This window comes from Leucobacter sp. M11 (assembly GCF_035726885.1).
Classification (GTDB): domain Bacteria; phylum Actinomycetota; class Actinomycetes; order Actinomycetales; family Microbacteriaceae; genus JAPFRB01.
The window spans coordinates 204,200-205,051 of sequence record NZ_JAPFRB010000003.1 but is presented as its reverse complement, the minus strand read 5'-3'; the positions used below and the strand labels follow the sequence as shown (position 1 = coordinate 205,051).

The window sequence follows — 852 nt, the reverse complement described above, 5'->3', positions numbered from 1 at the left end:
TGAAGGACGTCGCGGGGCTCTCGCTCACGAAGCTCTTCGTGGGCAGCGAGGGGACCCTCGGCATCATCACGGAGGTGCTGCTGCGCCTGATCCCCGCGCAGCGCCGCCCGACCACGCTCGTGGCGACCTTTCCGCGGCTGAACGACGCGACCGAGGCGGTGCTCCGCATCACCCAGGCGATCCGGCCCTCGATGCTGGAGTTCATGGACCGGGTCTCGATCAACGCGGTCGAGGACGACACCCGGATGGGGCTGGACCGGGATGCCGAGGCCATGCTGATCGCGCAGTCGGACGAGTCCGCGCCCCAGGCGGCCGAGGAGATTCGGATCATCGAGCAGATCTGCGAGGAGCTGGGGGCGAGCGAGTGCTTCTGGACTGACGACCCGGAGGAGGGCGAGCAGTTCATCCAGGCACGGCGGTCGGCGATCCCGGCGGTGGAAAAGCGCGGGGCGCTGCTCCTCGAGGACGTGGGCGTCCCGCTGCCGCGGCTCGGGGAACTGGTCGAGGGCATCGCTGGGATCTCGGCCGCCCGGGACGTGGTGATCGCCCTGATCGCCCACGCGGGCGACGGCAACACGCACCCCCTCATCATTCTCGATCCGATGGATGCCGCGCAGCAGGCCCGGGCGCAGCAGGCCTACGGCGAGGTCATGGACCTGGCCGTCGCGCTCGGCGGCACGATCACGGGCGAGCACGGCGTCGGGCGGCTCAAGCAGCCCTGGCTGGCCGGGTATCTCGGGCCGGACGTGCTCGAACTGAACCAGCGCATCAAGGACGCGCTGGACCCCGAGGGGATCCTCAACCCCGGGGCGGTCCTGGCGCGGTCCGGGGGCGGCTCATGACCGGCTACCG

General features: G+C 71.0%; 1 protein-coding gene. It reads left to right on the top strand.

Annotated features, from left to right (window positions below; all coding sequences use genetic code 11):
* Positions 1–842 (top strand): FAD-binding oxidoreductase (locus OOT08_RS09215; protein ID WP_325092358.1); only part of this gene is annotated, 842 nt, incomplete at its 5' end.
* Between the last annotated feature and the right edge of the window lie 10 nt (positions 843–852).